The organism is Fibrobacter sp. UBA7003 (genome assembly GCA_002449765.1).
Classification (GTDB): domain Bacteria; phylum Fibrobacterota; class Fibrobacteria; order Fibrobacterales; family Fibrobacteraceae; genus Fibrobacter.
Map to the genome: position 1 here is coordinate 189,562 of DJXN01000015.1, position 26,290 is coordinate 215,851.

Here is a 26,290-nt window from a genome sequence, read left to right on the forward strand (position 1 = left end):
TGCTTTAAAACGGCTTTTTGCCTTTGCGCAGGGCTGTTTTTCTATCTTTATGCCCGATGTCCCGCAATTTCTACAAACCTGGCAAGCCGCGCAGGCCGGGCCACAAGCGCCCTGCGTCTGCTCGCCCCGCACATTCTGCGCCCGCCCGCGAGGTGTTCGAAGTCCGCATCGAAAAGATGGTGCAGGGCGGCGAGGGTATGGCGCGCCTGCCTGATGGCCGCGTGTGCTTTGTCGCGGGCGCGTTGCCGGGCGAACTCTGCAAGGTGGCGGTGACGTTCACTAAGAAGGATTTTTCCCGCGGGCATGTTGTGGAAGTGCTGGAAGGCGCAAATCCCGACCGCGTAGAGGCGCGCTGCCCGCTCTACGGCAAGTGCGGCGGGTGCAGCTTGCAGCACCTGGATAGCGAGAAACAGGCGGAATACCTGGCGCAAGTCGAACGCGAGAACTTCCGGCGCATCGCCCGCATAGAGTTGCCCGAAAGTTTCACTGTGCATACGGGCCCCGCGTGGGGTTACCGCAACCGCGCCCGTGTCGTTGTGGTTTGCGACCAGGCCGGCGACAAGCCGATTGTACGTTTCGGGTTCCGCAAGCAGGAAAGCAACAGTGTGGCGCTGTTCAAGAACTGCCCCGTATTGACGCCCGCTCTCAACGATTTTTTGCAGGGCCGCGCCCGCGAGATTTTTGCGGGCAAGTTCCGCCCCGGCCGCGAGATGGAAGTGAACCTCTTCGATAACGGCGCGGGTGAAATCTCGTACTATTACGAGGGAATGCCTGCTCACGAGTTCAGCGAGAATGCGGTGAGCGTCGCCGAAATCTGCGGGAAGAAAATCGAGGCCGATGCGGGCGTGTTCTTCCAGAGCAATCTCGCGCTGTTGCCCGCGCTGGTGAAGTCCGTGCGCGATGCCGTGGACGAGGGCCTTGCAAGCGGCGAGGCGAGCGACGAATGGCTTATCGACCTCTTTAGCGGGGTAGGGTTCTTCGCCGCGATGCTCCTGGACAAGTTCAAGCGCGTGACGACCGTGGAGCGCGAAGAAAAATGCTTGCAGCATGCGAAAGTTAATTTATCTGTGACAAGCGGTGCTGAAAGTGTAGTAGAAAACGTTTCTGCCCCGGCCGAGGAATGGCTCGCGCAGAACGTGGTGGATATCCCCGCGACGCTCATCGTGGACCCGCCCCGCACGGGCCTCCCGAAGGAGGCTCTCGATGCCATCGCCGCATCTTCCGTGAACCGCCTGATTTACGTGTCCTGCCACCCGGTGACGCTTGCCCGCGATACCGCCCTCCTTGCCGAAAAGGGCTTCAAAATCCGGCGCGCCGAGGCCTTTGCCTTCTATCCGCAGACGCCTCACCTCGAAATGATGCTCGTTCTTGCCCGCTGATTTGCTTTCCAGGGCTTTTTTTGCTACCTTGTTAGGTAGACATTTGTCTCAATGGGAGGCTTAAGAATGAGAAAACTGATTTTGCTTGCTGTGGTTGCCTTTGGCGCGCTCCTTGCCGCCTGTTCCACTGAAGAAGCGAAGATTGTTTGCGGTCGTGAGTGGAACCCGGCGAACCAGGTGGTTGTTGATACGACCAGCGAGTTCGAACTTATCAATCCGATGATTGTCCAGTTCCGCTACGGCACCGGCTTCGATTTCCCTGCCTTGAAGATAACCTTCTACGAAGGTACAGAAAAGAGCAAAGGAAAGGAAATCTGGCACTACGAGACCAAGGTGAACGAGAAAGTGAGCGTCTACACGCTGCAGGGACATTCCAAGCGCGGTGGACTGATGACGGCTGCAGAACTCACGCGTCATAAGGCTCCGGGGTCGATTCTTATCGAAGCTACTGCTGGCGATAGGCTCCTCGCGTTTAAGGAAGTGACGCTCGTAAAGAACAAAGTGAAATAATTTGGATGTTTTGATGCTTAGAGAAAAACATTTCGCCTCTATTGGGGTGCTTGCCGCTTTTTGTGCCTTGCCGTTTGCCCTTGCCGGGTGCGGCGAATCTGAGGTTACGCTCAACTACAAGCTTGCACAGCCTGTAGATGTGGAGGTCTATACCGAAAGCTACTTCGCGACGATTGACCTGAAGGGCGAAGAGCAGATGGGCACGATTACCGCCGCCTATGTGGACCTGAACTACTCTACTGCGGGCGATACCACGAAGGTGCAGCGCCTGTACCGCTTGAACAATTCCCGCGGCTACCTCAAGAACTTCATGCCCTCCGAACTTGCATGGCGCGTGAAGGAGGTGAACCTTGCTGCCGTGGACCGCGAAGTGACGAGCATTACGGGCCTCGATGACGGTTACGACACGCTTCTCGCGCACATCCCGATGCCCGAACGCTGGCGCAAGCAGCTCTTGAACCCGGATTACAAGCCTCACCTGCGCCGCCTCGAAAAGCATCGCTGGGAAATGGACCACCTGCTTACGGGTTCAGTGCCCGTGAAGGCGAACATCACGCAGATGCTCAAGGACCAGGGACGCCTGAATTTTGCGCTCATCAAGATTGATTCCGTGGTGACGAAGGGCTTCGAGAACCGCGACCACCGCCATTGCCTGGATTACAAGGTTTACCTGCATGAGACGGAAAGCTTCCCGTACTACATCTGGGAGCAGCACGTGAACAGCAATATCGTGCCCGAGAAATTCAAGGCGTACACTGCCGGCCACAAGGCGGAATATGACACCGAGTTCGAAATCATGATCGACCCCGAGACGGGCATCCCGTGCCAGGAACGCGAAGTGAAGGTGGGGACGCACTACATGGTGCACCCGGTCACGAAGGATACGGTCACCTTCAAGAGCAACATCACGCACGAACGCCTCTTCAACATCAAGCGCGCGGAAAAGGAATAGCCCATGCGCGCTTGCCTCCGTATAATCATAGCCCTGTCCGCCGTATCCCTTGCGGCAGTCCTTTCGGGATGCACGACGCACCCGTCGCCGCAGCAGACAATGGTCGACGACCGTTACATGATGTACAAGGAGACCTATAAGGCCTACAAGGAAGCGGAAGAGCGTTACCTGAACATCCTCTTCAACATCGAGCGAATGCCCGAGGAGGAGGAACTGTGGATCATGAAGCGAGACCAGATGCAGGAACTCTTGCAGCTCCGCGAACTCATGCTGCAGGCTCGCGGTGAATTCGACGACTCCATGAAGGAGTGGGAGACGCACTTGATGGAGCTGCAGGCCGAGGTGAAGGCTTCGCAGGTAAAACAGTACAACCCGAATTTCAGGGGCCGCGATGCCCAGCGCACGAGCCCCGGACAGTTGCTTCCAGGCGAAGTCCCGAACAGACGATAGTGTCCGGGCGATAATCATCCCATGAACCTTTCGAAATCATATCAGGAGCTTTCTCGTGCGAGCATCGGACGGATCCTTGTGATGGACGGGGATTACGTGGCGTCGTTCGGGACGCAATCGCTTACGGAACAGGATTTCCGCGGCAACGAGTTTGCTGATCATCCCGTGTCGCTTGAAGGCAATTTCGAGGTCCTGTGTCTTACGGCTCCGGCCCGTGTGAAAGAAATGCACCGGGCCTATCTTGAGTCGGGAGTGGACCTTGTCCGCACGGTTACGCGAAACGCGAATGCCCATGGCCAGACGGAATATCGCTTGGACAAGATGGCCTATGACATCGCGAAGGCGGGCGCGGAACTCGCGCGTCAGGCGGTGGAAGAATACAACGACGATATTCTCAACTCTCGCGCAGGGAAGCTGGGCCAGGTTCCCGAACGCAAGTTCGTTGTGGGCTGCATGGGTGCGTCGGCACGGCGGGCTCCTTTCCGGGATCTGGTGGATTGCTACGGCGAACAAGCCAGGGGACTTCTGGATGGTGGTGCGGATGTCCTGATGCTTGAAAATATATCGAATTCGCTCGATGCGAAGGCCGCCCTGTATGCGGTCCTTAAGATTTGCAACGAACGCGGTATGCTCTATCCGATTATTGTTTCGGCATTGGTGTCTGATTCCGGTGCGCACCTAGCATCGGGGCTGGGCGTAGGGGCGTTGCGGCATAGCGTCAGTAGTTTCCCGATATTTGGCCTTGGGGTGGAGTGTGCTTCCGAGGTTTCCGATATATTGCCCAGCCTCCGGGATTTCTCGCTCGCGTCGGTGCGTGTAAGTGCCTTCGTTGATTTTGAGAGACTGTGCGCCGGGGTCGCGGCAAACGCTTTGGAAAGGGCTCTTGCCGAAGAAATGTGGAAGTTGGCCGATTCCCGTGTCGTCAACATTGTCGGTGGCGGTCGTGGATCTTCTCCGGCCATGGTGAAAACGGTCGTAAAGGCGCTCCGGGGATGCCGGCCCCGCAAGATTCCTGCTCGCAGTTACAGCACGCTTCTGAGCGGTCTTGACGCCCTGGATGTCTCGAAGCAAAATGACGTGGTTGTCATCGGGAAACAGTCTTGCGATGCCAAGGTTATTGCGGTAGACGTCGATGTGGATGAGAAAGAGGCCAAGAAAATCATGGAATCGCAGCTGGACGGCTTGCTGCTGCAAGATGAATCCGCGCGGTTGCCGGTCATGGTCAGTTCGGAAAGGTGGGATGCCCTTGTCGCAGGTATGGAATGTGTGCTTGGAAAGGGGATTGCAAGATCGGTCAGCCTTCGAGAAGGGGAAGAAGTGTTCCTTTACAAGGCCGAGGAAATTCGCAAGCATGGCTTTGCCGCCGTGTTCCGTGCCGAGGATGAGGAAGGCGAGGCGACTACGTTCGAGCGTCAGTCTGCCATTATGGAACGGATGTATCGCCTGCTTATCGGTAAACTTGCTTTCCATGCCGAGGATGTCCTTTTCGAACCGAACGTCCCCGCTTCGGATATCGATTTGGCCTCGGGAATAGAGACCTTCTTTAGAATCTGCAAGTTCGTGAAGGTGAACTTGCCGTATGCGCATATCCTTTGCGACATAAGCAAGATTGGCCGCTTGTTTGAAGGCGACGATAGCTTGCGGGGCGTGTTCCACTCCGTGTTTTTGCACCATGCGCGCAAGGCGGGACTGGATTTCGTGTTGGTGGATTCCAAGCTGGAACCCGCATACGACGAAATACCTTATAGGCTTTGTTGCCTCGTCGAGAATCTGATGTTCAACCGCGAAAGCGATGCCATGGAAAAATTACGCGAGTTCGTGGTTGCTTCGAGAAAGTGACCCTGCTGCAGGCGACCAGCCTATTGCCAGGTGTTTATAAATCCCATTCCGATAGCAAACTTTATTTTTGTGGGCGATGCCGCGTCGGGCAATAGCGGAATGTCGATGGGTTTGACCTTCCTGCTTTCGCTTCTGCCATTTTCGTCGCCGATGCGGCTGAGGGCGCGGGCGAACGTGAGCGAGATGTCGAGCGGGACGCTGTAGAAAATCCTGTTGCTCAGGCGCAGCGAGAACCCTACGGAACGGTCCCAGAAATCGTGGTCGGTAAACTTGTCGGAGTCGAACCATTTGGAATTCCAGGCGGCGCCGATCTGCGCGAAAGCATCGATATAGAAATCGCGAGTCTCGAAAATCCAGAAACCCTTGCGCCAGTCGTCGTAGAACGGGAATAGGTAGTGGAGCTCGGCCATGGCGGTCTTGGTGCCTGCGCGCGTGTAGTTTTCGGAACTGCGCAGGTAGGGGTAGCCTTCGAGCAAGATGGGACTGTAGTAGTAGGAGTCGAGCGTGTCTACTTTTGCTCCGCTGGAATCCTTCGAGTCGGTGTCCCAGCTGAATATGCCGCCGACCTTTGCTCCCGCGGCGAGGCGTGCCCCGGTGAGCGGGCTCTGGATGCTCCCGTAGAGGCTCAGGCCGAACTCGTGGATGTTGAAATTCCTGTACTTGGGCTTTGCCTGTCCGCTCTCGGTGACGTAGAAACTTTCGGCGAATGTTCCCGGACGGAACAGGTCGCTGTTGGAATACTGGTACGAGATGACGGCCCCGTCGCCCTGGCCACTGATGCCCGTGCCGTCCTCGCCTTCGCTGTCGCCGTAGATGCCGAATAGAGCCATCGCGCTGAACCGCTTCTGGTAGGTCCATGCGAAGTTGTCTTCGTAGAGGTTGAAATCGGCCCAGTCGTAACCTGCGGCAATTTGAAGCGTGTCGATGCTCTTGAACGGGCTGTAGCCTGCCGTTGCCACAAGCGCCTGCATCGGGACGGCGTAGTTGCTGATGCCGAGGCTGTCCCCGTCGTGGGCACGAACGTCTTCGTAGCGCACGGTGTCCCTGCTCGTGTAGTTCGCATAGGAATAGGATAATCCGAAGTCGATGGGCGTGCTCCTGTTTTCCCATGCGACGAAGAACTCCTTTTCCTGCTTGGGGTTGATTCCGCCCGAATTGATGTAGTCGATTCCGTTGCCGATTTCGAGCAGGAGGCCGACTTGCACCGTGTTCTTCTTGAGCGGGTCCGCGATGATGGCGGCAAGCCCGATCTTTGCCTTGAGTTGTCCTTCTCCGAATACGGTGAGGTCGGGGGCGTTCTCGTTGAACGAGAGCATCGGGATGAACAGCGGGACTGTCGGGATGGGTTTGTAGTCGCGCTCGGTGCCGGCGAATTCGCGGCTTTCTAGTTCGATATGCTTCTCGATGCGCGGGAGGGGCGAGCCCTTGAGCACGATTTCGCTCGGGGCGGGCCTCTGCGTGATGGTGTAGGTTGTGTCGTAGACTTTGATGGTGCTGTCGCGCATTGTGATGACCGGTTCAGATGCGCAGTTTGCGAGTGCCGCGGTAGAGTCAACCGAGGCTGAGTCTTTCGTCATCCCCGCGGAAGCTTCTTCTTTCGTCATCCCCGCGGAGGCGGGGATCTTTGTAGAATCAGCTGCCGCGCAGTTGTTCCAAACGGTATCGGCAACTTGGATGGTACTGTCGCGTTCCACGATGTTCATCGTCGTGTCGTTTATCATCGCGACAGGAGTATACTGGAGCTTGTAGAGCGAGAACCCGTCCTTGTCGTACTGCGTAAAGTAGAGCGTGTCGCCTGCAAGTACCGGAGTGAATGCACCGCCGACCACGTTCGTGAGCGGGCGTTCGTTTCCGGTGTCGATGTTTTTCTCGATGAGGTTGAAGATCCCGTTCCTGTTGCTCGCGAAAACAATCTTGCTGTCGTCAATCCAGTTCACGTCGCGCTCGTCGTAGCCCTCGGTGCTCACGACCTTCATGTTCTTGCCGTCCGCGTCTATCACGGCGATACCGCGGTGCACGTCGTCAAAGAAACTGAAGGCGATTCGCTTGCCGTCGGGGCTGTACTTGGGGCTATAGATGTTGTAGTACCTGAACTTCGCGTCGGGCACATAGATGTCTATCGGGTCTTCTGCCGTGTATTCGCTGAAGTCTGCGGTGAAGGGAACCTTGCTCAGCACGAAGCGCGTGCTGTAGGGTTCGCGCCGTACGAAGGCGACTTCGTTCCCCTTGGGGCTGAATGCGGGGTAGACCGCGTCCACGAGGTGGGTGAGGGTGAGCTTGTTCTTGTTCGTGTCGCTCACCGCAATGTCGAAGTGGGCGTGCCCGTCCTTGTCGCGGTTTTGGAACGTCACGTAGGCAAGAATCGGGCCTTTCTCCGGGGCGTCGTACACGTCGATGCCCTTGTCGAACCAGGGCTTCTTCGCGCGGAACCCGCTCTTCGCGTAGTCTCCGATATTGATGGTGGAATCTTCGTCAGTTTCTTCTTCGATAGATATCTGGCCGATTTCGATGCCGTCAATCTTTTCGTCTTCCTTCGCAGTACTGTCCTTGACTTCTGCGCTATCTTTCGTCTCTTTCAGCGGCATCTTGAAAACCGCACCGTCGAACCACGGTCCGCCGAAATTCGATACGCCGTAGAGGTGCTTGCCCGCGACTACGGGGAAGTCCTGCCAGAAGGCGTCTGCGGTAATCTTCGTGCCCTCGACGAGAGGCCCGAGGGAATCCTTCTGCGCCTTGTACGCCTCGGTGATTTCCTTTTTCCACGCTTCGTAGAGTTCCTTCTCGCTGATGCCGAGAACCTTCTTGAGCGCCCCGTCGAGCGTCACGCGGTAGGGTTTCGAAAGTTCCGTCCAGATTTTCGGGACTGCATCTTCGCCGTAATGCTTAGAGATGTAGAGTACGAGCGAGAAACCCTGCGTGTAGGGGCCGAGTTCGGCAAACAGCGAGTTGTCCGAGAAATCGTGCATGTATTCGAGCGGGAGCAGGGTATCGTTGAGGGCCGCGACGCGCAACAGCATGTCGCGGTGCGTGTCCCAGGCGTCAAAGCCCATGCGGCTAGATTCGAACTGCGCCGTACCTTCGGCGAACCACAGCGGTTGCAGCGTGAAGGGGACGAACGTTGCGAAGTCGCTCGTGATGCGCTCGTTGTAGTAGTCGGTGTAACTGAGCTGCACGCCGTAGATGCTCGGCTTGACTTTGCTCCCGTTCTCGATGCTCACCAGGTGGCTGAATTCGTGCGTGATGACGTCGGCGAGCCAGCCGTGGCTGCTACGGACCTTGAAATCCCAGTTGGTGAGCCACAGGTTTACCGCGTTTTCGCTCGGGACGGCGCTGCCGTTGCTGTAGAGAGCGTTGTTGAGCACCGCGTTCACGCGGCCCGGCAAGTCCTTCTTGTAGCGGCCTACCACCGAATCGTAGACCGCTTCTGCGTATGCGGAGAGTGCGGAAGCGTGCTCTGTGTATTCCTGCGGGTAGATGAACTGGAAATGCTTCGTGCCGGCGGTCTTCCACTTGATGTCGCTCTGGTTGCCGTAGAAGCCGGCCGCAAAGGCAGAACCCGTAAGCAGCAATGTGCCTGCAAGTGTAGCCGCAACCTTAGCGCGGATTTTTTTCGCGTCGAAGAACATTGTTCTATAAATTTAGGAAATTCGCGCTTGAAAACCCAATTGGGGGTTGTTCCTTCTCGTTCCCTGACGAAAAAAAGGTCGCGCGGTTGCCCGCGCGACCTATGTGTTAGGAGGAGAACTTTGTATTTCGATTAGAGGCCGTAGGCTTCCTTCATGCCTTCGATGAGCTTGGTGCCCTTCGGGCTTGCGCCTTCGGATTCGAACAGGGCGAAGCCGCCGGTGTATCCCCAGTGAGTGAGCGGAATTTCAAGCGTGTCGCTGATATCCCTCATGGCGGCCATGTAGTTCAGGACGGACTGCTTGTCGCTTGCCGGCCTGTAGGCGCCGAATTCGTTGATGATGACCGGCACGTTGTTCTTCACGGCCCATTCCTTTGCGGGGAGGATGAGTTTGAGGATGGCTTCCTTGCTTGCGTTCTTGTAGTAGTTCTTCACGGCATCTGCGACCCACTTTACGGTCTTGGTCGAACCGGTGGAAATGACGCCGAAGTCAGCGCTGTATTCGGACCACTTTTCCTTATCGTAGGGGAACATCAGGTTCTTGATGGTCTTGGTGTCGGACCAGTCGGCACCCTGGTGTGTGAACACGAACGGTTCGTAGGTGTGTATTGCGTAGACAACGTTGTCGTCATTGAGCTTTTCGCCTGCGGCGAGGTGCTTGATGGCGTACCATTCGGCATCACCGAAGATGATGGTGTGCTTCGTGTCGACCGTGCGGATGGAGTCGATGTCTTCCTGGGCGGCAACGCGCCAAGTTGCAGAAGAAACCTTGCCGTTGCTCATGTCGGGTTCGTTCAGGAGCTCGAAGAAAATATCTTCACGGTCGTTGCTTGCGAAGTGGGCTGCCACGTGCTTCCACACGTTTGCCATCATTTTGGTATAGTTGGGATTCGCGGCGCTTGTGGCGTTGTAGCTGTTGTCATATTCGTGGTAGTCGATAACGAAGGACATGCCGTGCTTGCCGGTCCATTCGACGAAGGAGTCGAGGACGGCGAAGAGGTTTTTGTCGTCAAACTTGAGTTCGGTCTTGCCGGTGGTGTCGGCCACGAATTCGTCGCGGTTGGTGACGTACTTGTCGAGGTCGATGGGCAGACGCAGCGACTTGATTCCGTTGTCGGCCATGAGCTTGATATCGGATTCGTCGAACTTGAATTCGCCCTTGAAGTAGGTCTTGTCTTCTTCAAGCCAGTTGGTGATGTTGAGACCCTTGTTGAGGTACTTCATGGCCTTGGCCTGGAGCGGGTTCGAAATCTTGATGTCGCCGATGGTCACTTCCGGAATTTCGGGGTCCATGATGGTCATGTCGGGCTTGTCTTTTTCGACTTCGCTCGTGTCCTGCAGGTAGACGTTGTCGATGAGCACGGAGTCAATCTTGCCGTTGCCCTTGGCCTGGAAACTGATCTTTTCAATGTTTGCCGCATTGAATTCGACCTTTTCGCCCCAGCCGCCCTGTGCGAGATCCTTGAAGCGGATGACAGCCTTGGTCCAGACTCGGGATGCCTTGACCTTTGCGAGGTGGACGTCGTAGTCCGTCACGTCGGAAGTTTCCACGTGGATTTCGTGGGCGCCACCCTTGTACCAGTAGGTGATTCCGCCGAAGCGGCTGTAGTCAATTTCGGGATCGAGCTCGACGCCCCAGCCTACGTACGGGTCCCACAGGTATTCGCCCTTGTCGAGGGAGTAGTACACAGCCCAGACATAGTTTGTTCCGTTGTCGGACTTTCTGGCAACTGGGTAGCCTTCTTCGCCAATGGGAGTCTTGATTTCGGATGCACCGTCACCGTCGGCACCGCCGTTGTTGTCGTTGTAGGTGTACCAGTAGAATTCACCCTGCAGCGAGCCGTTGTTGCCGTCTTCAAAGTCGTCAATGGTGAGGCCCTTGCCGGTGTCCTTCGGAATTTCGATGGAGGCGACGATGTCAGCGGCCTCTTCGGGCATCACGACCTTGCTCACATTCTCAGTGCCTTGCGGAATGCTGTCTGCCGGGATCGAGTCTGTCGGGATGGAGTCTGTCGGGATAGAATCCGTGGGAACATCCAGGGAATCGGTCGGCACGCCGTTTTCGGGGTCCTTGTTGGAAGGATTGCTGGAGGAGTCGTCGCCGCAGGCGCTCATGAAGAAGAGTGCGGCCGCGGAAAGGGTAAGACCAGTTTTGAGTTTGAAATTCATCGTTTCCTCGTTTTGGGTTTTGTGCAATCTAAAACTACATCGGTATGGAGCGAAAAAAAAGGATTTCGGTATAGTTTGCGTTTACGAGGGTAAACTATGCACGGTCCTGATTTCTCTTTTCTACGCTAATATATATAATGGGATAGGCCTAAACGAGTCTTGTAAGAACCAAATGTCGCTAACTGTATCAAGTGTTTGTTTCGCTTTTTTTTATATATTTCATGCCGTGGGCTTCTATTCCATCGCTTATCATGAATCCGTAAGGCATTCCCTGCGCCATGTGGGGGATCCCGTTACTCTTCATTGGGATAGGAGGACGCCTCCTGACAAGAGCTATCCGGGAGCGAAGCGTTTCCCGGTAGAAGGGCAGGGAAAGGTGGTTGACGGCGACCTGTTCTCGCTTGTGAATGCGTCGTCTTCGATGTTGAACAGGCTGCTTTCGCAGTTGAAGAACGATGTCAGCGCGGATGGGCTTCATTCGGTTGGAATCTACGTGCTGTTGCGCGGCGAACGTTTTCCGGACGGGCTCTATTATTATGACTACGCAGAAGGCGAACTGGTGCAGCTCCCCGCCGAGAATGCAAAAGCGCGCAGGGCGAACATCGACAAACTCTGTGCGGCGTTCCCGCCGAACGAGATAATGCAGGCTGCTGGCATATCGCTTTTCTTTACCGGCATCCTGGACCGTGCGGTTTGGCGGTACAAGGAAGGTGCCTATAGGGAGCTGGAAATCGATACGGGTTCCATCGCGGGACTTGTCTCCATCCTTGCGCGTTCGCTGGGGGGGATCGCGATACCGTTCGGTGCGTTTGTCGATGACGATGTTGCCGTGGCTCTTGGCCTCGGGGCTTCCGAGGTGCCGCTCGCAGCTTTATGCCTGATGCCGAAATCACTCAAGAAATACGAGGCTGTTTCGGATTTCGCCTATTCCAATAGGGGTGAAATCCAGGGCGATTCCGACATGGGAGAAGGCCGCTATGCATCGAGGTTCTTGAGGCAGAACCGAGGCGAGTGCATCACGGACTTGTCGAGGTGCATGAAGATATGCCGCGTGGTGAACCAGCCTGCGGAAGGGACGGAATTCCCGCTTACGCCGCTCAAGTTCCCGAACGAGTATTTTTTCCGCGAGTATGAATTCCTGGGCCCGGGTAAGGTGAGCTACAGGAATTTTAAGCCCTGGAAGGCGTCGCTCGATGACTTTTCGACGATCCTTCGCTGGATGGAAATCTGCAACCTGAACACGTTCGGCGCGGGCCTCCTTAAAATCTGGGTCGTGTGCTTTGACGTGATGCTGGTGTTTCCTGGCCTGTATCGCTATGTTCCGCTGAAAAAGACTCTGTATCTGCAGACGAACTCGGTGAATCGGGGCAAGTTCTGCAATGCGCATCTTTCGCCGGAGGCCGTGGAGAATGCGTCCTTTGCCGTGTTCTTTACGGCGGATGTCGAGGAAGCGTGCAACATGCTCGGGGAACGCGCCTACCGCTACTTGAACATGAACGCGGGGTTCATCGCCGAGATGCTTCGGGAATCGGCCCGCGGACTAGGAAAGTTTGCCCGTCGCGAACCCTTCTTTTGCGAAGACGAAGTCCGGAAACTCTGCAAGTTCCCTGAAAGGGAGACGCTTCTTTCCGAAGTTCTCGTTGGCCGCTAGATAATTCCCGATAGAGACGAAGCGTTTAGGACAAGCACGCTAAAATCAGTGGTGCGACGACTGCGGTGAATAGCCCTGCAATCCCGATGGCAAGGCTGCTCATGGCGCCCTGTACTTCGCCCATCTCCATGGCGCGGGTGGTGCCGAGTGCGTGGCTTGCGGTGCCGATGGCGATACCCTGCGCTACCTTGTGCTTTATGTGGCAGAACCTGCATACGGCGGGGGCCGCGACCGCACCCGTGATTCCCGTGACGGTGATGGCGATGATGGTGACGGAAGGAATGCCGCCGATTTGCGACGAGATGACACTCCCCATCGGGATGGTGACGGATTTCGGGAGCAGCGAGAGCATGAGCGTGTTGCTCAGCCCGAGCAGTTTACTGAAAAGAATCACGCACGCAATCGAGGTGAGGCTACCCGCGAAGATGCCCGCGAGTATGGGCTTCCAGAATTGCCTGAGTTTTGAAATCTGCCTGTAGAGCGGCACGGCGAGCACGACTGTCGCGGGCGAGAGCATCACCGAGATGTAGTCGCCGCCCACGTTGTAGCTTTCGAGGCTGATGCCCGTAATCAGCAGGAATCCGACGATGAGGATGTTGCCTATCAGGAGCGGGTTCAGGAAGGAATACTTGAATTTTTTGCTGATGAACACGCCGGTTTCAAAAGCGACGAGCGTGAGGAATATGCCGAACAGGGGAGAATTGATGATGGCGTTCATTTTTCGCCCCCGATTGTGCCGTTGCGTTCTGCACGCTTGGAAAGGCGTTCTGCACGCAGGGCCAGGTTTTCCCGGTATTCCTGCCTGCGGATAAAAAACTGCGTGACCCAGCCGCCCATCGCGATTGTTATGAGCGTGAAGGCGATACACAGGAACAGGAGTAGCGGCCACTTGGAAAGGATGTCGTCACCGACGGCCATGATGGCGATGCTCGGCGGCAAGAAGAACAGCGCGAGGTGCTTCAGGAAAAAGTTCGAAACGCCCGAAATCTGCTCCGGCTTGATGACTTTTGTACAAAGTAATATGAGCAGCAGGACCATGCCGATAATGTTCCCCGGCAGGGGCACGCCCACGATGCGGTGGAGGAATTCCCCGGCAAGGCAGATGGCGAAAATGACGGCAAGTTGGAGCGGGATTCTCATTGCGGGCGTAAATTTAGAAAAAGTGCGCTTTAAAAAAAGAGTGCTCACGAATAACCCAAAGTGGCTTTTTTTGCTGAAATTTGACGTTTTTGTATCGTAAAAAGTTTAAAATTATCATACATTCCTAAAATTTGCAAAAAAATGCTTGATTTGTATCAAAAATTGTTGCGGAGAAGGGGGCGCGAAAGTATCTTTGCTGGTATGCGTTCAGTAGTAGAATTTCAAGATTATCGAGAGTTCATGCGGCTCTGGTTTGCCGAGAACAAGTTGCGTCATGGCCTTACCTGGCGCGATTTTTCGCATCGTGCGGGGTACGTGTCGCCGGTGTTCCTCAAGTTGGTAAGCGAAGGAAAAAGTTCCTTGCGGAAGGGCGGTGTCGAACGGGTTGCACAGGCTATGGATCTGGAAGGTTTCGAAAAGGCCTATTTCATTAACCTGGTGACGTTCACGCAATCGAAAATAGGCCCACAGCGTAAAAAAGCATTTGACGAAATGCAGGCGCTGGCCCAAGCCCATAAGGTGAATGTTCTTGGGCGAAAGTCCATGGGTTATTATGAATCCTGGAAGAATCCGGTGCTCCGCGAGTTGGTGCCCCACATGCCGAAAATGTTTCCCAAGAAGGTGGCGGATTGCTGCTTGCCCAAGATGACGGCCGCCGAGGTCAAGGAGTCCGTGCGCTATCTGGTCGATCTGGGGCTCTTGAAGAAAAACAAGGATGGCTCCTACAGACAGTCGGACAAGTCCGTTTCTACGGGTGAGATGAGCTTTGTCCCGCTTGCAATCCAGCAGATGCACCTGCAGATGGGAAATTTCGCACTGGATGCCATCAAGAACTTGCCCCTTTCGGAAAGGAACGTTTCTGGAATCACCATGGGGCTTACCCAGAAGGCATACACGAAAATCGTGGCGGAACTGGCAGAGTTCCGAAAGAAAATTGTTGCCATCGCTAGCGAGGACGATGGCATGGATAGAGTCTACCGACTGAACTTGCAACTTTTCCCCCTGACAAAAAACATCCAGGAGATCCAAAATGCGTAAATTAGATGAAAAAATTATAGCTATCCTTTTTTCTGCACTTTTCATTCTTTTGAGTGTTGGTTGTGGCGATGATGGCAGCAACAAGGGGGCTGGCGGAACGAGCGAAGAGACGCAGATTATCGCAATAGAGGACAAGACTGTGGCCGGTGTCTCGCAGAAGGGACCGTTCCTCAAGGGTTCGAGCATTACCGTGCAGGAACTGGAAGGAGCCGCCTTGCTGGAATCGGGAAAACTCCGCCAGACGGGCAAGAGCTTCAAGGGCAAGATTTCCAACGACAGGGGTGAATTCTCCGTGAAGGATATCTCGCTCATTTCGCAGTTTGCCCTGCTTGAAACGGAAGGTTTCTACCGTAACGAAGTGACTGGCGACGTATCCAAGAGCCAGATTACCTTGAATGCGCTCGTGGACCTTTCCGAACGCGAAAAGGCGAACATCAACCTGCTGACGCATCTCGAATACGAACGCGTTATCAAGTTGATTGAAGACGGGATGGATTTTGCGAAGGCGAAGGAAAAGGCGGAAGCGGAAGTCTTTGAGGCCTTCGGGATCAAGGTGGACAATGCGACTGCCGAAGACTTGAACATCTTTGCAACCGGAGACGATAACGCGGCGCTCCTTGCCATAAGCATCTTGATGCAGGGCGACCTTACGGAAGGCAAGCTCTCCGACCGCTTTGCGGGCTTTGCAAGCGACATTGAGAAGGATGGCTCGTGGGAAGATGAGGCGACCAAGACCGATATCGCGGATTGGGCGAGTACGGCGGACCTGGCCGAGATCCGTTCGAACATCCGTTCGTGGGAATTGGGCGAGGATGTCCCGGCCTTCGAAAAGTTCTTCAAGAGATTCTGGTGGTATAATTTCGAATTGGGAGAATGCGATGACGAGGCTGCCGGTTTGACTCGGAAAAACAAGAACGAGCTGAGCGCGACCTACGGCGAGAATTATTACTGCTCCAAGAACGAATGGAGCTTGGCTTCCGAATCGGACGATAAGGATTCCCTCGATTTCGATTACGGTACGTTGACAGATAAGCGTGACGGCAGAACCTATAAGACGATTGTAATTGGCGAACAGGAATGGATGGCCGAAAACCTGAACTATGCCTACAAGGCGGGTGGTTCGATTTATGGGAATGCCTGTTACGGCGGAGATTCCGATAATTGCATCAAGTACGGAAGGCTCTATACCTGGGGCGCCGTGATGGATTCGGTCAAGACGGGCTGCGGTATAGATATGGCTTTTGGACAGATGCCGACGGAAGATTGCGACGCATTGGGAAAAAAGGTCAAGGCCGGTGAAAATGTCCAGGGCATTTGTCCCGATGGATGGCATTTGCCGAATCACGAAGAAGTGCTGACCCTGTTTAACCATGTGGATTCCATTACAGGGTATGATCCGATGGCGCACCAGATGGCTGATGATTTTGAAGAGTTGATGAATTCCGACGAGACCGATTCCCTTAAGAAACTCTATATTGCGTCACTATTGGATTCGTTGAATCTAGAGGGCGATTCTCCGTTCAATGCATTGAGGGCGAAGGACAAATGGGATTGGCTTGAAAAGGGGACGGATCTTGTCGGATTCTCTCTGCTCCCTGCAGGCAAATGCAACTCCTCGAACTTGGTTTGCGACGGCAAGGGGAAAGGTGCGGGTCTTTGGATGGCCGGATGGGACGAGGCTCCGACTGACCTGTATCCCGCTGATTATAGCTTGTGGATGAATGCCGCTCGGCTCAAGGTGCTTAGATTCTCGAACGATTCGCAATGGTCGTGGGTGCGTGACCCTCCCGAGTATTTGGAGTTCTCGGTGCGCTGCATCAAGGACTAGGCTGCCGTTTCAAAATATACCTGACCTATTCACGAATATTGGCCTGCATGCAAAACGCGTGTAGGCTATTTTTCTACATTGTTTTTCATGAAAGTCGTATTTATGGGAACGCCGGAGTTCGCGGCCTGTTTTTTGAAGCATCTCAAGGAATCTGATTTTGCGGACGTGGTGGCTGTTGTCACGCAGCCTGACCGCCCGGCAGGGCGCGGGCGCGTGCTCACGCCCCCGCCAGTCAAGCAACTGGCGCTCGAATACGGGCTCCCCGTGCTGCAGCCGACCGACCTGAAGTCGCCCGAATTCGAGGCGGATTTGCGCAAGTTCGAAGCCGACCTGTTCGTGGTCGTTGCATACTCGATTTTGCCGAAGAACATCCTGGGTGTCGCGAAGTTCGGCGCCGTGAACGTTCACGGGAGCCTGCTCCCCAAGTACCGCGGGGCAGCCCCGGTGCAGCGCGCGATTGCCGATGGACTGCCAGAGACGGGCGTGACGGTTTTCCGCCTGGACGAGAAGATGGACCACGGCCCGATTCTTGCGCAACGCACGGTGGCGATAGACCATCAGGATACGACGGCTTCGCTCTTGGAAAAGATGGTCGCTCCCGGTTGCGACGCGCTGGACGATGCGATTCACCAGTTGCTTGAAGGCCGCGAGAAGGACTTGACGCAGGATCACGCGCAGGCAAGTGGCGCGCCGAAGCTCAAGAAGGAAGAAGGCCTGATTGATTTTAACCTGCCCGCGAAGGTGATTCACAATAGAATTCGCGCATTCAACCCGTGGCCCGGCGGTTACGGGAAACTGGGCGGCCGTATGGTTTACCTGCGCAAGACGGATACTCCGGAGGCGGGCCCGAAGCTTGCTCCGGGTGCAGTGGAATTCAAGGACAATCGCTTTTACGTGGGTACGGGCGAGGGCCTGCTCGAGGTCATCGAGATTCAGGCCGAAGGCAAGAAGCCTATGCCTGTCGCCGACTTTATGCGCGGAATCCAGAAGCGCGAAGGACTTTGCTTTTGCTAGACGATTCCCTGAAAGAGCGCATGGACGCATACCGCGTGCTTCTGCTGTGGCAGAAGGACGGTAGCTTTATTAAAGAAAGTGGGCTTTCTCCGTTTGCGATGGAACTTGCCCTGGGCGTGTGCCGCAGGCACCTGTACCTGCAATACTTTTTAAAGACTCTCGTAAAGAAAATGCCCTCGCTTGAAGTGGCGACCGTGCTTGAAATGGGAATCTTCCAGATGTTCTTTATGGAAATCCCGGACCACGCCGCCGTTTCGACGAGCGTGGAACTCACGAAGGCGGCGAACCTTGGCGAAGGTTCCGCGCGGCTCGTGAACGCCGTGCTGCATTCCGCGCGGAGGTCCGGGCTGCCCGCACTTCCGCAACAGCGCGTGCGCCGCGTTTCGATTGAAAGTTCGGTGCCCGAATGGCTGGTGCGTCGCTGGTTCGATATTTACGGCGGTGACCGTGCAGAATCGCTTGCGAAGGCGACGCTCGAGCGCCCGGTGGAATGGATTCGCGTGAACCTGCAGAAGACTTCCGCCCCGGTACTTGCCCAGAAGCTCGGGCTTACGGGTGCTTCGATTCTCTACGACCGCTACATCCAGGTTCCCGAAGATGCGAAACTCAAGCCGATTCTGGAATCGGAATCTTTCGCGAAGGGCGAGTTCAGCATGCAGAACCCTTCCGCGTACGAGGTCGTGAAATTGCTCGACCTGAAACCTGGCCTTAAAGTGTGGGATGCGTGTGCCGCTCCCGGCGGAAAGTCTGCGCTGATGGGCGAGATGGACAGTTCGCTCGATATTCTCGCGAGCGACGTTTCCGCATTCCGCGTAGAAAAGATGCACGACGTGGTGGACCGCCTGGGCCTCAAGAACGTGCGACTGGAATGCATCGACGCGCTTTCGCCGCAGCAGTCGAAGTTCGACCGCATCTTGCTCGATGTGCCCTGCAGCAACATGGGCGTTATGCCCCGCAGGCCCGAATCAAAGTACCGCATTACGCAAGATTCCATGAAGGAACTTGCCGAACTGCAGTACGGAATTCTTGAATCCGCATCGGCAAGCCTTGTGGAAGGCGGCATTCTCGTATATGCCACGTGTAGCCCCGATCCGCTGGAAACGACCCAGGTCGTAAACCGCTTCTTGAAGGCTCATCCCGAATTAGTCAAGCGTGGCGAGCATGTGCTCCCCGGCGCGCAGGATAATCGTTTTGACGGATTTTTTGCACAGGCTTTGGAACGGAAAAAAGTATGAGACTGAAATTTATTTTATCGGCAATAGTTCTGTGCTGTGCTTCCACGCTCTTTGCGCAGAATCCGGCAGATTCCGCTTTCTCGAAAATCTATGTCTCCATCGAAGGCGGCGAGATGTACCCCTTCGGAGACTTGATCGATGCTGTCGAGAATTCGTTCTATGGGGGAGTCGGATTCCGCTATTCTTACTGGGACGATTTCGACGGCTTTGTCAACTTCAACTACGCCTACGTGAAGGTGCGCCCCGAGGGAATCCCGTATCCGGGAGTCCACCAGTTCGTAGGGAGGCTCGGTCTCGACTGGCACTGGAAATATGTCAAGCCGCTTGCGATTGGCGCTGGCTTTACTTGCAACTGGGCCCGTGCCGATTATGATGGCGAAGATGACTATTTGAAAGGCCGTGGCGGCATGCTTCTCGATAACGAGACGGAGTTCGGCTGGTTCGCGCGGATCAACATGCCGTTCCTGTACTACAGGTCGTTTACGATAGGGTTCAATGCGCTTTGGGAACAGATCTGGACGCTTCCCGAAAGGTCCAATACCTTGACCATCGGCGTTTATGTAGAAAGGAGGGTCTGGTAATGAAATCCTCGCTCTCGACAACGTTGTCTGTACTTACGCTTTCTGCAGTTTTGGCGGGTGCTGCGGTGGACCCCGAAATGGAAGGCATGGAGGCGGTGAACCGTGACGACGGCACCTTCCTCGTGGGTGGCCCGACTTATTTCTTTGACCGCATTCTCGGTGCCGGTGGAATCCATTCCGAAACCGAACTCTGGACCCCGCAGAAATTGCGCAACCGATTGCTGTTCAACCGCATGTCGCTGCTGCCTTCGTGGAATCCGATGGAACCCTCCGTGTGGGTCAAGACGGGTAACGAACTCGGCGACATGATTTACCAGGACGTGATTACCGAGACGGACAGGCCCACGAACCGCACGCCGATTCTCGAAGGAGGCTTCAGAAGCCCGAGTTTCAAGGGATTCTGGGCGATGGCGCGTGGTTTCCAGGACGACCATTATTCTGCCCGCACATACAGTTACCGCAAAAAGATGGTTTCCGATGAGTTTGCCATCTTTGGTGAAAATTACCCGATGTTCAGTTCCATATACGGCGGCGTGGGCTTTACGAACGATTTCGTCAATGCATCCGTCTTGGCGGGCGAGGAATATCTCTGGGAATACATGGAATCTTCCCGCTGGATTCCGGTGCACATGGCGCCCCGCGTGGAGGGCCGTGTGGATTTCTGGAACTTCGAACTGACCGCCGCTTACGAGCATGCGGAATACCAGGACGCTCGTGTCGACGAGTCCGGCGAACGCAACGAGGTGAACGGCTCTGTCCTCTACAAGTGCGGAAACGCCTGCCAGAAGGGTATGTTCCAGCTGTCTGCGGGAATCGCGTTCCGGTTCGTGAGTGACGACGGTGACGTTTATACCGGGCTGGATAACGACCGCGTGCTCTGGCCGTTCATGCAGTTGCGCGTGCAGCCGTTCCGCTGGCTCCGTGCCGATGCCATGTTCGGCATGAACGATTCCGACTGGCTCGTGCAGGATAGCGTCGAGATGGGTATGCCCGTTCCCGTGAAGGGTCTCGGCGTTACGATTGGCGTCAAGAACATTTCGGGTACGCGCCTGAACCCGCTTGCCGATGACAAGGAGTATTTCAACGTAAAAAGCGTGTCGGATACGATGGATCTTTCGCCTTCGGGCCAGATGAACCTGGTGCAGGGCTACGTGGCTTTTGCCGATACCATTGCTTCGGTATCTCTCGGGGGTCGCGCTACATTCTGGACGGAACACGGCGCCGAGACGTTCGACGTGGAAGATTTTGTGAAGGATGGCATTCTCGAGTTCCGCTATGGCGATGTGTCGCGCATCGATTCCTGGATCAAGGGCGTCACTGGAGAACTTTGGCTTGATACGTGGTATGAGGACTGGTTCAAGTTCCGTGCGCTGGCTGGTTTCGAACGCATCGACGGGCCTTCGGAACGCTTCGAGGTGACTCCGGCGGAATACTTTGTCGCCTTTACCGGGGACTGGCTCATCCGCAAGAGCTTCCGGGTGTCGCATTCGCTTCGCTACAGGAGCGATGCCCAGTGGAACCTGCGCAGCCCCGACCCGCTAGTCGTGAAGGGAGACTGGTATTGGGATGCAACGTTCGAACAGCAGTTTCCGAGGCATGGATTGTACCTGACGGGAACCCTGATACATGTCCTTGCGGACGAGGTAATCCAGGTGCCGAACGGTGATTACGATAGGCTTCGATTTGTTTGTACAGTAAGGAAAACGTTCTAATGTGTTTTCGGACATTAAAAAATCATTGTTCTAAAAAGACGGTTGCCGTGTCGCATCCCATGGTTCGCATGCTTGCTCATCTGATTGCATGCTTTGTGGTTGTATTCGCCCTCTGTTGGTTCGGCTAGCCGAAAGCCTTCCTGAGAGCCTTGAGGCTGAAACTGTTGGCGAGCGCTGCTTGCGCCGTGCTGGCCTCTATCCATTTGAATTCGAGTTTTGGATGTGCCCTGCGCTGTTTGGCGAGATGCCTTGTGGCGTTTGTTGCCGTTGTGCCTAGCCTGATCAGCAGCACGTCGCACTCGATTTTGTGGACTGTGATGCCGTGGCGGAATGAATCGCGGGTTTCGACGGAAGAGATTTCGTCTGCGGCGATGTAATCTTCGGCTTCGGCGGGAATGCCCGCTGTCGCGCCTCGGGGAGATTCGAAATGAGGCAGCGTGAACTGGTTCCTGAAAAATTTCTGCCCGCCGTGGACGGCGAGAATCTTGTGGTCTGCGCTTTCTATGACGAGGACGGTGCCGTGCCAGTCTATTTGCGTGCGCTTTTTGGAAGGCGGATATTCGGCGGTGCGGTTTTCGAGCGCAGCTCGGCAAATGCTTTGGAGGGGGCAAAGGCAGCACTCGGGATTCTTGACCCTGCATACGGTGCGCCCGAGTTCCATGAGCGCCTCGTTGTGCATGTAGGCCTTGGGCGAGTCCGCGATTTCGCGCGCGTAGTTCCAGTAGGTTTCGGAACAGCTTTCGCCTTGACTGTTGCGCGGTTTCTGGGTGGGTGTCTTGTCTGTCGGCAGGAAATCGAGCAGGAATAGCCTTGAAAATATCCGAACAAGGTTCCCGTCGAGAATCGCTTCGCGCTGGTGATAGGCGAGACTCAAGATTGCCCCTGCGGTGTAGGCGCCGATTCCCGGCAGCGCTTCGAGCTCCTTACGGGTGCGCGGCATTTCGCACTTTGCCGCCCCCCGTGTTGGCCGGTTTACGCCGCAAATGGCCTGCGCCGTCTTCAGGATGTTCCTCGCGCGGCTGTAGTAGCCGAGTCCCTGCCAGTAGCGGAAAACTTCGTCTTCGGAAGCTGCCGCGAGCGTCTCGATATCCGGGAAACGCGTCATCCATTTCACGAAATAATCGCGGACCGTCGATACCTGCGTCTGCTGGAGCATGGTTTCGCTGATCCAGACCGCGTAGGGGTCGCGCGGGGCGTCCAGGTCGGCGGGCCTCCACGGCAGCTCTGCCGCATTCTTCTTGAACCATTCACGAAGCCGCTTTAGCGAAACATTATCCATAGCGGCATAAATTTAAGAAAACGGGGGAAGACTTTTGCTCTATAAACCACAACGGCACCCCGCAAGGGGATGCCGTTGTTGGTGTATGGGATGTTTGGTTTACATGTAGTAATGTAGATTCTGAAACGGGACTCGGGTAGTAGTTTGGACGAAATTCCATTGTAAAGGTTTACAACACCTACAACGCGAAATTGCGAAAAAGCATGCAAAAAAGGGCATTTTTTTGAGGGAAATGGGGCGCGAAGGGGGCTTTTTGAATTGTTTGTTGCAAAAGGTTTACAATACGGCGGGGAAATGCGGCGAAATTTCGCTCCTGTGGGGGCGCCTGCGATAAGAAATGTGGTGAGAAAGCAGTGAAAATAGGACTAAATGGCTCGTTTTGGGGCGTTTAGTCCTACCGCGCGCAGAATTGCCGGCTGTTTTGTGGCGCGAACTGCTTCCAGCATAGGACTAAACGGCATGTTTTGCGGTGTTTAGTCCTACCGCGCGCAGAATTGCCGGGGTTATGCGGGGTGCCTGCGACAAGAAATGCTGGCTGAACGCTTTGAAAATAGGACTAAATGGCTCGTTTTGCGGTGCTTAGTCCTACCGCGTGCAGGTTTGCCTGCTGTTTTGTGGCGCGAACCGCCTACAGCATAGGACTAAACGGGTTGTTTTATGGTGCTTAGTCCTACATTTGGCCCGTAAAGAGCCCCTATAAGACTTTGACATGGGATTGCAATTCCTTGGGTGAAATGGTATATTAGAGAGCGAGGTTAATCATGATCACGGTTGACAAAGAAACAAGCAAATTTGAATTTTACAAGGAAAATGAAGATGATAAAATCTGGTGGGTCGATTATTTTGACCAAACAGGTCTTCATGCAGTTTCTTTTGACAAAAAAACGATATTATTCCTTTTTGAAGATTATCCTCATAATTTTTCAAAAGAGCAAAAAGCTTTATTTGATAAAGAAAACCCTTATTGGGCAAATTTTTTCCGCAAAAGGAAATGGCTGTCGCGATGATTATCTTACACTTTTAGTGTTGAAAAAGCCCAATAGCTCCCTAAATTTTGGGGAGTCTTTGTTTTACCTCGGCTCATAAAGAGCCTCTATAAGATCACTTTCTGAATATACCTTTATTTATGCGGAATTAAACACCCGCGCGTCTTATTTTGAAAAAATGATGCTGAAAAATGCGACATTTTTTTTGCTTTTGATGGCGGGAGTTGCCGTTTTTGCGCTATTTGGGGCGTTTTTTTTGCCGAGCGAGGCCCTTGGCACGGGTTTTGCATCTAGAGAGCGGTAAAAATAAAAAGAAGGTTCATTTATGTCCGATTTTAGCAACGATGCAGAAAAAGTTTTGGCGAAGGCGCAGAGCCTGCGTGACCGTTGCTCGCATTCCTACTTGGGTGCGGCGCACTTGGCGGTGGGGCTTGTCGAAGGCCCGGATGCCACCTTGAAGAAACTGTATAAATCCAAAGGCGCGAAGACCAACGAACTCCGCGGCAAGCTGGAACCGTTCGTGCAGAAGATTCCGCGTATGGAAGGCGTGAACCCTGACGTGGAACCCGATAACGACTTGAACCGCATTTTGCGTGCCTCCGTGCAGGCGGCGCGTCAGGTGAACCGTATGGTGACCCCGGGCGATATGCTCGTGGCATTGATGAAGTTCTCAGGCGACCGTGGCCTTGCGAAGGTTTTTGAAGATGCGCTCGGTAGCGTCGAGGTCGTGGAAACTTGGCTGTCGGACCCGTTTGCGGGTGCCGCGAATGCCGAGGAACAGTCTCCGCTGAAACTCTATGGCCGTGAACTCGTAGAAATGGCCGCCGACGGCAAGCTTTCGCCGGTGATTGGCCGTGAAGAGGAAATCCGCCGTGTCATCTTGATTTTGAGCCGTAAGACGAAAAACAACCCGTGCCTGGTTGGTGAACCCGGCGTGGGTAAGACCGCCATTGTGGAAGGGCTCGCCGAGCGTATTTACCGCGGCGACGTGCCTGACGCATTGAAGGGCAAGAAGTTGTTCGCACTGGATTTGTCTGCCTTGATGGCGGGTGCAAAATACCGTGGCGATTTTGAGGAACGTTTGAAAGCCGTGCTGGACGCCCTTGAAGAAGACGGCAACACGCTTTTGTTTATCGACGAAATCCACACCATCGTGGGTGCGGGCAAGACGGAAGGCTCCATGGACTTGGGCAACATGCTGAAGCCGAAGCTGGCCCGTGGCGAACTGCACTGCATCGGTGCCACCACTACGCAGGAATACCGAAAGTACATCGAGAAGGATTCCGCACTGGAACGCCGTTTCCAGCCCGTGCAGGTTGACGAGCCCAGCGAAGAGGAATCGATTTCCATTCTCCGTGGCATCAAGGATGGCTTTGATGCGCACCACGGCGTGCGTCTGCACGACAACGCGCTCGTGGCGGCCGTGAAACTTTCGAACCGCTACATCAGTGACCGTTTCTTGCCGGACAAGGCCATTGACCTGATTGACGAGGCCGCAAGCCTTGTGAAGACGCAGATGGATACCGTGCCCGAAGCCTTGGATACCTTGCAGCGTAAGGAACTCCAAATGAAAATCGAGGAGCAGGCCTTGGCGAAGGAAACCGACGACACCAGCGTAAAACGCCTGAAAGAGTTGCGCGAAGAGTTGGCGACAACGGATGCGGCGGTCAAGCTGATGCAGGACCGCTGGCAGGAGAGGCGCGCGAAAAACGCCGAGTTGCAGGGGCTTAAGAAATCCTTGCAGCAAGCGAAGGACGAGATGGAGCAGGCCGAAGCCCGCTACGACTTGAACCGCGCCGCCGAACTCAAGTACAACAAGATCGTGAACCTCGAAAAGGAAATCGCCGCGAAGACGGAAGAAATCAAGAAGTCCGCCAGCGACGGCGACCTGAGTGAAGAGGTGACCGAAGAAACCATCGCTCTCGTGGTGAGCCGCTGGACCGGAATTCCGGTGACCAAGCTTTGCGAAGGCGAAAAGGCCAAGTTGTTGCACCTGGACGAACGCCTGCATGCCCGCGTGATAGGCCAGGACGAAGCCGTGGAAGCAGTTTCGGAAGCGATTCTGCGTAACCGTAGCGGCTTAAGCCGCGAGAATGCTCCGATTGGAAGCTTCTTGTTCCTGGGCCCCACGGGTGTGGGCAAGACGGAACTGGCGAAGGCGCTTGCCGTGGAACTGTTCGACGACGAGAACGCGCTGGTGCGTATCGACATGAGCGAATACATGGAAAAGCATAGCGTTTCGAGACTCATTGGTGCGCCTCCGGGATACGTGGGCTACGAAGAAGGTGGCCAGTTGACCGAAGCCGTGCGTACGCATCCGTATTGCGTGATTCTGCTCGACGAAATCGAGAAGGCTCACCCCGATGTGTTCAACACGCTGTTGCAGGTGCTTGACGACGGTCGACTGACCGATGGCAAGGGCCGTACCGTGAACTTCAAGAACACCTTGATTCTCATGACGTCGAACCTGGGCGCCGCGCACTTCCAGAATCGCGCGGGTGATGCGAACCCGGTGACCTTGAAGGAAATCGAGCCGGAACTGCGCAGCTTCTTCAGGCCGGAATTCCTGAACAGGCTAGACGAAGTGCTGGTATTCCAGAGCCTCACCAAGCCGCAGATTCGTGACATCGTAAGGCTCAAATTCAAGGGTCTCGCCGAACGTGCGGCCCGTCAGGATTTGCAGCTCACGCTGACCGACAAGGCGCTCGATGCCATCGCCGATGGCGCTTACCAGCCGGAATTCGGCGCACGTCCGATTCAGCGTTACCTGGAAAGGAACGTGGAACGCCCGCTGAGCCACGCCATTCTCGCCGGAGACGTGAGTGCCGCAAAGCCCGTGGTCATCGACTACGACGGCGAGAAATTCGTAGTCAAGTAAGTCTTCATGATCCCTCCATCCTAA

The 26,290-nt window shown here is 55.1% G+C and carries 20 protein-coding genes; 15 read left to right on the top strand and 5 right to left on the bottom strand.

Annotated elements, in window-relative coordinates; translation table 11 throughout:
* Positions 1-56: 56 nt before the first annotated feature.
* The 5 genes from B2952_RS12895 (at position 57) to B2952_RS12915 (ending at position 5,130) form a co-directional block, all read left to right on the top strand.
* Entirely contained in the window at positions 57-1,379 is a 1,323-nt protein-coding gene (locus B2952_RS12895; protein ID WP_290733491.1) for a class I SAM-dependent RNA methyltransferase, read from the top strand.
* A 66-nt stretch (positions 1,380-1,445) separates the two neighbouring features.
* Complete coding sequence (locus B2952_RS12900; protein ID WP_173382295.1) at positions 1,446-1,889, top strand: hypothetical protein; 444 nt, start codon at positions 1,446-1,448, stop codon at positions 1,887-1,889.
* 13 nt (positions 1,890-1,902) lie between these two features.
* Positions 1,903-2,841 carry a hypothetical protein gene (locus B2952_RS12905; protein ID WP_290733493.1) on the top strand — a complete coding sequence of 313 codons (939 nt, stop codon included), beginning with the start codon at positions 1,903-1,905 and terminating at the stop codon, positions 2,839-2,841.
* Between the two features lie 3 nt (positions 2,842-2,844).
* Positions 2,845-3,291 carry a hypothetical protein gene (locus tag B2952_RS12910; protein WP_173382296.1) on the top strand — a complete coding sequence of 149 codons (447 nt, stop codon included), beginning with the start codon at positions 2,845-2,847 and terminating at the stop codon, positions 3,289-3,291.
* Positions 3,292-3,312: 21 nt separating this feature from the next.
* A complete protein-coding gene (locus B2952_RS12915; protein WP_290733495.1) occupies positions 3,313-5,130 on the top strand; it encodes a homocysteine S-methyltransferase family protein in 1,818 nt (605 codons plus the stop codon).
* A 20-nt stretch (positions 5,131-5,150) separates the two neighbouring features.
* Here the strand turns inward: B2952_RS12915 and B2952_RS12920 are convergent, their stop codons facing one another.
* Together B2952_RS12920 and B2952_RS12925 are read right to left on the bottom strand one after the other, a co-directional pair.
* Entirely contained in the window at positions 5,151-8,756 is a 3,606-nt protein-coding gene (locus B2952_RS12920; protein WP_290733497.1) for a hypothetical protein, read from the bottom strand.
* Between the two features lie 131 nt (positions 8,757-8,887).
* Positions 8,888-10,924, bottom strand: coding sequence for a cellulase family glycosylhydrolase (locus B2952_RS12925; protein WP_349679811.1), 2,037 nt, complete (start codon positions 10,922-10,924; stop codon positions 8,888-8,890).
* A 226-nt stretch (positions 10,925-11,150) separates the two neighbouring features.
* Here B2952_RS12925 and B2952_RS12930 point away from each other — a divergent pair, with 226 nt between their 5' ends.
* Complete coding sequence (locus B2952_RS12930; protein WP_290733499.1) at positions 11,151-12,575, top strand: nitroreductase family protein; 1,425 nt, start codon at positions 11,151-11,153, stop codon at positions 12,573-12,575.
* A gap of 25 nt (positions 12,576-12,600) precedes the next feature.
* On the opposite strand, the gene B2952_RS12935 is transcribed toward B2952_RS12930, so the two are convergent.
* The gene (locus B2952_RS12935) at positions 12,601-13,293 is read right to left on the bottom strand and encodes an LrgB family protein (RefSeq protein ID WP_290733501.1); all 693 of its coding nucleotides are present in this window, start codon (positions 13,291-13,293) and stop codon (positions 12,601-12,603) included.
* Positions 13,290-13,715, bottom strand: a complete 426-nt coding sequence (locus B2952_RS12940; RefSeq protein ID WP_097036730.1) for a CidA/LrgA family protein — start codon at positions 13,713-13,715, stop codon at positions 13,290-13,292. Before B2952_RS12940 ends, B2952_RS12935 begins: the two co-directional genes overlap by 4 nt.
* A gap of 201 nt (positions 13,716-13,916) precedes the next feature.
* On the opposite strand from B2952_RS12940, the gene B2952_RS12945 reads away from it, so the two are divergent.
* The 6 genes from B2952_RS12945 to B2952_RS12970 all read left to right on the top strand — a co-directional run bounded on the left by B2952_RS12945 (position 13,917) and on the right by B2952_RS12970 (position 21,123).
* On the top strand, positions 13,917-14,753 hold the full coding sequence (locus B2952_RS12945; protein WP_290722662.1) for a TIGR02147 family protein: 837 nt from the start codon (positions 13,917-13,919) through the stop codon (positions 14,751-14,753).
* Complete coding sequence (locus tag B2952_RS12950) at positions 14,746-16,581, top strand: FISUMP domain-containing protein (protein WP_290733504.1); 1,836 nt, start codon at positions 14,746-14,748, stop codon at positions 16,579-16,581. Before B2952_RS12945 ends, B2952_RS12950 begins: the two co-directional genes overlap by 8 nt.
* Positions 16,582-16,668: 87 nt before the next feature.
* Positions 16,669-17,595, top strand: coding sequence for a methionyl-tRNA formyltransferase (gene fmt, locus B2952_RS12955; protein ID WP_290730898.1), 927 nt, complete (start codon positions 16,669-16,671; stop codon positions 17,593-17,595).
* Positions 17,583-18,830, top strand: a complete 1,248-nt coding sequence (locus tag B2952_RS12960) for a transcription antitermination factor NusB (RefSeq protein ID WP_290733506.1) — start codon at positions 17,583-17,585, stop codon at positions 18,828-18,830. Before fmt ends, B2952_RS12960 begins: the two co-directional genes overlap by 13 nt.
* On the top strand, positions 18,827-19,411 hold the full coding sequence (locus B2952_RS12965) for a hypothetical protein (protein WP_290733508.1): 585 nt from the start codon (positions 18,827-18,829) through the stop codon (positions 19,409-19,411). The genes B2952_RS12960 and B2952_RS12965 overlap by 4 nt, the downstream gene beginning before the upstream one ends.
* Positions 19,411-21,123, top strand: a complete 1,713-nt coding sequence (locus B2952_RS12970; RefSeq protein WP_290733510.1) for a hypothetical protein — start codon at positions 19,411-19,413, stop codon at positions 21,121-21,123. The genes B2952_RS12965 and B2952_RS12970 overlap by 1 nt, the downstream gene beginning before the upstream one ends.
* Before the next feature lie 124 nt (positions 21,124-21,247).
* Here B2952_RS12970 and B2952_RS12975 read toward each other — a convergent pair whose 3' ends face one another.
* Complete coding sequence (locus tag B2952_RS12975) at positions 21,248-22,402, bottom strand: A/G-specific adenine glycosylase (protein ID WP_290733512.1); 1,155 nt, start codon at positions 22,400-22,402, stop codon at positions 21,248-21,250.
* Between the two features lie 761 nt (positions 22,403-23,163).
* Between B2952_RS12975 and B2952_RS12980 the strand changes: the two genes are divergently transcribed.
* The 3 genes from B2952_RS12980 to B2952_RS12990 all read left to right on the top strand — a co-directional run bounded on the left by B2952_RS12980 (position 23,164) and on the right by B2952_RS12990 (position 26,266).
* On the top strand, positions 23,164-23,409 hold the full coding sequence (locus tag B2952_RS12980; protein ID WP_290730891.1) for a DUF7675 family protein: 246 nt from the start codon (positions 23,164-23,166) through the stop codon (positions 23,407-23,409).
* A gap of 157 nt (positions 23,410-23,566) precedes the next feature.
* Positions 23,567-23,692 (top strand): hypothetical protein, encoded by a 126-nt coding sequence (locus B2952_RS12985; RefSeq protein ID WP_290724373.1) that lies wholly within the window; start codon positions 23,567-23,569, stop codon positions 23,690-23,692.
* A 21-nt stretch (positions 23,693-23,713) separates the two neighbouring features.
* On the top strand, positions 23,714-26,266 hold the full coding sequence (locus B2952_RS12990) for an ATP-dependent Clp protease ATP-binding subunit (protein WP_290733514.1): 2,553 nt from the start codon (positions 23,714-23,716) through the stop codon (positions 26,264-26,266).
* Positions 26,267-26,290: the final 24 nt, after the last annotated feature.